Origin of the sequence: Phenylobacterium sp. (assembly GCF_028290885.1) — a bacterium.
In the GTDB taxonomy this organism is placed as follows: domain Bacteria; phylum Pseudomonadota; class Alphaproteobacteria; order Caulobacterales; family Caulobacteraceae; genus Phenylobacterium.
This window is the reverse complement of sequence record NZ_JAQGIZ010000035.1, coordinates 1-4,324: the sequence shown is the minus strand read 5'-3', so window position 1 is coordinate 4,324 and position 4,324 is coordinate 1. Positions and strand designations below refer to the sequence as shown.

Sequence of the window (4,324 nt, the reverse complement as noted above, 5' to 3'; positions counted from 1 at the left end):
CAGCAGGTCGGCGGAGTGATCTCGCCGATCTTCGGCGCCAGCAAGATCGAGCACCGCACCAAGGTGATGCCCGCCGCCCTGTGGATGGGCGGGCTGGCGCGGATGGCCATCCTCGGCATCGCCGCCTCCGGCTGGCTGCTGAAGGGCACGCCCCTGGTCGCCAGCGTGCTGTTCTTCATGCTGATGTTCGGCATCTTCATGGGCGCGCAGCGGGTGGTGTTCTCGCTGCTGATGGCCAAGGTGATCCCGATCAGCCGGCGGGGCCGCCTGCAGGCCTGGCGCAACGCCACCGGCAGCCTGATCGCCGCCGTCCTGGCCTACTTCGCGGGCCGCTACTTCATCGGGCCGAACCTGTTCGGCAACGGCTCCGGCACGACCTTCGTCTTCGCCTTCATCCTCACCACGCTCGGCCTGTGGGCCCTGCAGTTCCTGCTGAAGGAGCCGGAGCCGCCCACCACCCGGACGCAGGGCCGGTTCCGCGACCGGCTGCGTGAGTTCCCCCGGCTGATCACCGAGGATCGCGACTACGCCTTCTTCCTGGTGGTGCAGATGCTGGCGAGCACCGGGCGCATCGCGACGCCGTTCTACATCCTCTACGTCGCGGCCTCGGCGCCCATGACCGGCAAGCTGCTGGGCCTGCTGTCGCTGGCCTTCATCGGCGCGGACGCCCTGTCGAACCTCGTCTGGGGCTATCTCGGGGACAAGACCGGCTTTCGGCTGGTGCTGCTGTTCTCGATCCTGGTCTGGGCCGCCTCGACCGTGCTGCTGATCGAGATCCACCAGCCGTGGGCGATATTCCTGGCCTTCTTCGGCCTCGGCGCCGGCCAGTCGGGCTACATGATGTCGGCCCAGACCATGATCCTGGAGTTCGGCCCGCGCGACGACCTCCCGATGCGCATCGCCGTCTCCGCCACCGCCGAGAGCATCACCGCTACGCTCGCCCCGCTGGTCGGCGGCCAGCTCGCCGACCTGTTCGGCTACAACATGGTGTTCGGCATCTCCATCGGCATGCTGGCCGCGGGACTGCTGCTGCTGATGGTCGCCGTGAAGGAACCCCGCACCGCGCGGCTGGCGAGGCTGTAGCGTCGCCTAAGCCGCCGCCCGCTTCTCCGCCGCGCCGCTGATCCGCGCCTTGGCGATCTCGTTGGCGACTTCGTGGGTCGGGCGGTGCTCGGTCTTGGAGAGGTCGAGGATCTCGTCGAGGGTCTGCATCAGGCGGGCGAGCTTGGTTTCCACCCAGGCTGGATCGAAGGCCTCGCCGCGGGCGATGGCGCGGATCTCGCCGGCCACGTTGATGATGCCGCCGCCGTTGATGACGTAGTCCGGCAGGTAGAGCATCCCGTGCTCGTAGACCGCGCGGCCGATCTCAAGATCGGCGAGCTGGTTGTTGGCGCCGCCGGCGATGACCTTGGCCCTCAGCCGCGGCAGGGTGTCGGCGTTGATCGCTCCGCCGAGCGCGCAGGGGGCGAAGACTTCGGCCTCGGCGTCGAAGATCGCGCCGGGGGCGACGACGCGCGCGCCGGTGCGTTCGGCGACCTCGCGGAGCGCCTCCTCGTTGACGTCGGTGATCACCAGCTTGGCGCCCGCCGCGTGCAGCTTGTCGGCCAGGTAGGCGCCCACGTGGCCAACCCCCTGGATCGCCACGGTGACGCCGTCGAGGTCGCGGTTCAGCGCGCGCCGGACGCCGAGCGCAATACCGCGGAAGACGCCCTCGGCGGTCACCGGGCTGGGATCGCCGGAGGCCGCGTCGTGGCCGGTCAGGCCGGCGACATAGCGGGTGGTCTTGCGCGCGTGCATCAGGTCGGCGGGCGAGACGCCCACGTCCTCGGCCGTCCAGTACTTGCCGCCCACCTCCTCGACCGCGCGGCCGAAGGCCTCGAACAGCACCGGCGTCTTCTGGGTGCGGGAATCGCCGATGATCACCGCCTTGCCGCCGCCCAGGTCCAGGTCGGCCATGGCGTTCTTGTAGGACATGGCGCGCGAGAGCCGGAGCGCATCCTCCAGCGCCGCGTCGGCGCTCGGGAACGGCCACATGCGGCAGCCGCCGGCGGCGGGGCCCCGGGCCGTGGAATGCACGGCGATGATGCATTTCAGGCCGGATTTTTCGTCGAAGAAGGCGTGGACGCCTTCGTGACCCTCAAAGGCGGGGGAATCAAACAAGGTCATGCCGCGGACACACCGATGCTGGGGAAGGAATTTCGCCTGCCTCTACGCCTGACGCGCCCGCCTCACAACCCCGCCGCGGCCTGAGTTTGGGCGGCGGGCGCAGGCGCCGTCGGGATTTTCGGCGCGCCGGACGGCAGGGGCGCCGCCGGATCGTGGATGAAGGCCAGGATGTCTTCCCAGACCGTCGGACCCTGCTTGTCGCGGGTCATCAGGTGCCAGCCCTTGGCGTAATAGGCCGAGCGGTCGGAGGGCCGGAGCCGCGAGGCCGCCCTGAACGCCGCCTTCTTGGGGATGATCTGGTCGTGGGCCCCGTAGAGGTAGAGCGTCGGCGGCTTCGCCTTGCCCACGTCCTCGGCGGCCTTGTCCATCGTCGTGACCAGGCCGTAGATCGTGTCGGACCGCGCGCCCCAGATCATCAGCGGATCGCGGCCCATGGCGATCAGCTCGTCGCGGTTGTCGGTCGGGCTGACCTTGGAGGTGAGCCAGCGGGGCGGGGTATAGACCTTTGGACCCGTGAAGTTGGCCGCGAACCACAGCAGCGTCTTGTAGGGCAGCGGCTGGGCCGCCCAGCCCCAGACCGCGGGCGACAGCAGCACCAGCCGGTCGGCGGTCGGCGGGCGGTCCGAGGCGAAGGCCTCCGCCGCCACCGCCCCGCCCAGGCTCTCGCCGGCCACCACCAGCAGCGCGTGGGGGTACTTGCGGCGGACCAGCGCGGTCACCGTGCGCAGGTCCTCGACCATCAGCTCGTCGCCCGCCCAGACCCCGCGGCCCGGCGAGCGGCCGAACCCGCGCTGGTCGTAGGCGACGGTAGTCACGCCCTGCTCGGCCCACCAGGGCGCGGCCATGTGGAAGGCGTTGGCGTAGTCGTTCATGCCGTGGACGCCGACGATCACCGCCCAGGGATCGCCCGGCGCATCCCACTCCGACAGCCCCAGCCGCGCGCCGTCGAAGCTGACGATGACGTCGCGCTCGATGTGGGCGCCCTGGAATCCCAGCGGCGGCAGGCCGGCCTGCTGCACCATCAGGGGCGTGCAGCCGGCCAGCATCACGGCGGCGAGGAGGGCGGCGAGGAGGCGCGTCATGCCTTCGGACTAACTTCCTGCTCCGTTCTCCGGTTTCGCGGCTGCCTCAGGCCGCCAGCGCCGCCTTTTCCTGGGCGATCAGCTTGGCGAAAGCGGGGCGCTCCCAGATACGCGAGACGTAGGCCTTCGCTTTCGGGTGCCTGGCCGCGTCGATCTGGCAATCGCCGAGCGCCAGGGTGGCGAGCGGGCTCGCGACGGCGATGTCGGCCAGGGTGAAGCGATCCTCCACCAGGAAGCCGGACGCCGGCGCGACGCTTTCCAGATAGTCCATCAGCCTCGGGAACTCGGTCTTCTGCGCCTCGTCCGCGGCGGCCAGGTCGCCGGGCTGGCCGAAGAACTTCGGGGAGACCACGCGGTTGAAGAAGATCTTGCCGCCGCAGGCCGCCACGATGGTGTCGCCGAACTCCTCGTACCAGATGGTCCGCGCTCGCGCCTTGGCCTCGATGGGGATCAGGTTCGGCTCGGGCTTGATCGTGTCCAGGTAGGTGATGATCGCCGTGGAGTCGGAGATCAGGAAGTCCCCGTCCTTGAAGCCGGGCATCTTGCCGAAGGGGCTGGCCTCCAGGAACTCCGGCGGTCCCATCTGCGCGCTGGCCATCACGACCTCGAAGTCGAGGCCCTTTTCCGTGGCGAAGACAATGGTCTTGCGAACGTACGGCGACATGGACGAGCCGTAGATGATCATGGTGCGTCTTCCTTACCTGCGGCGGCGTCCGGCAGCCGCAGCCGATAGACGCCCTTGAAGTCCTCCGGATCGGCGGGCTTGTTATGCCGCAGGATCACCAACCGGCCCTGCCTGGCAAGCCCCCGCGCCACCGCCCGCACCTGGCCGAGGAGCCGGCGCCAGCCCTCGGGGTCCACCGCGCGGGCTGCGTCCTCCGGCGAGATCGACTTGCCGGGCGCGACCTTGGCGGCCAACAGCTCGAAGATCGCGCTCTCGACGTCGGCCGCCATCACCCGCCCCGCTTCAGCGTCTCGCGGGCGATCACCACCTGCTGGATCTGGCTGGTGCCCTCGTAGATGCGGAAGATCCGCACGTCGCGGTAGAGCCGCTCGATGCCGTGGTCGGCGACATA

Annotated in this window: 6 protein-coding genes; 1 reads left to right on the top strand and 5 read right to left on the bottom strand. The window is 69.7% G+C overall.

Features of this window, described 5'->3' with window-relative positions; genetic code table 11:
• Nucleotides 1-1,083, top strand: a 1,083-nt coding sequence (locus JWP28_RS02790; protein WP_299539739.1) for an MFS transporter, incomplete at its 5' end; no start/stop codon positions are given.
• A gap of 6 nt (nt 1,084-1,089) precedes the next feature.
• Here JWP28_RS02790 and JWP28_RS02785 read toward each other — a convergent pair.
• The 5 genes from JWP28_RS02785 to JWP28_RS02765 all read right to left on the bottom strand — a co-directional run.
• Nucleotides 1,090-2,166 (bottom strand): Glu/Leu/Phe/Val dehydrogenase, encoded by a 1,077-nt coding sequence (locus JWP28_RS02785; RefSeq protein ID WP_299539736.1) that lies wholly within the window; start codon nt 2,164-2,166, stop codon nt 1,090-1,092.
• A 62-nt stretch (nt 2,167-2,228) separates the two neighbouring features.
• Entirely contained in the window at nt 2,229-3,248 is a 1,020-nt protein-coding gene (locus tag JWP28_RS02780) for an alpha/beta fold hydrolase (protein ID WP_299539734.1), read from the bottom strand.
• 46 nt (nt 3,249-3,294) lie between these two features.
• Complete coding sequence (locus tag JWP28_RS02775) at nt 3,295-3,933, bottom strand: glutathione S-transferase family protein (protein WP_299539731.1); 639 nt, start codon at nt 3,931-3,933, stop codon at nt 3,295-3,297.
• Entirely contained in the window at nt 3,930-4,202 is a 273-nt protein-coding gene (locus JWP28_RS02770; protein ID WP_299539729.1) for a DUF3253 domain-containing protein, read from the bottom strand. Before JWP28_RS02770 ends, JWP28_RS02775 begins: the two co-directional genes overlap by 4 nt.
• Nucleotides 4,202-4,324: acyl-CoA dehydrogenase family protein (locus JWP28_RS02765; protein WP_299539741.1), on the bottom strand; the 123-nt coding region annotated here is incomplete at its 5' end. The genes JWP28_RS02765 and JWP28_RS02770, both read right to left, overlap by 1 nt.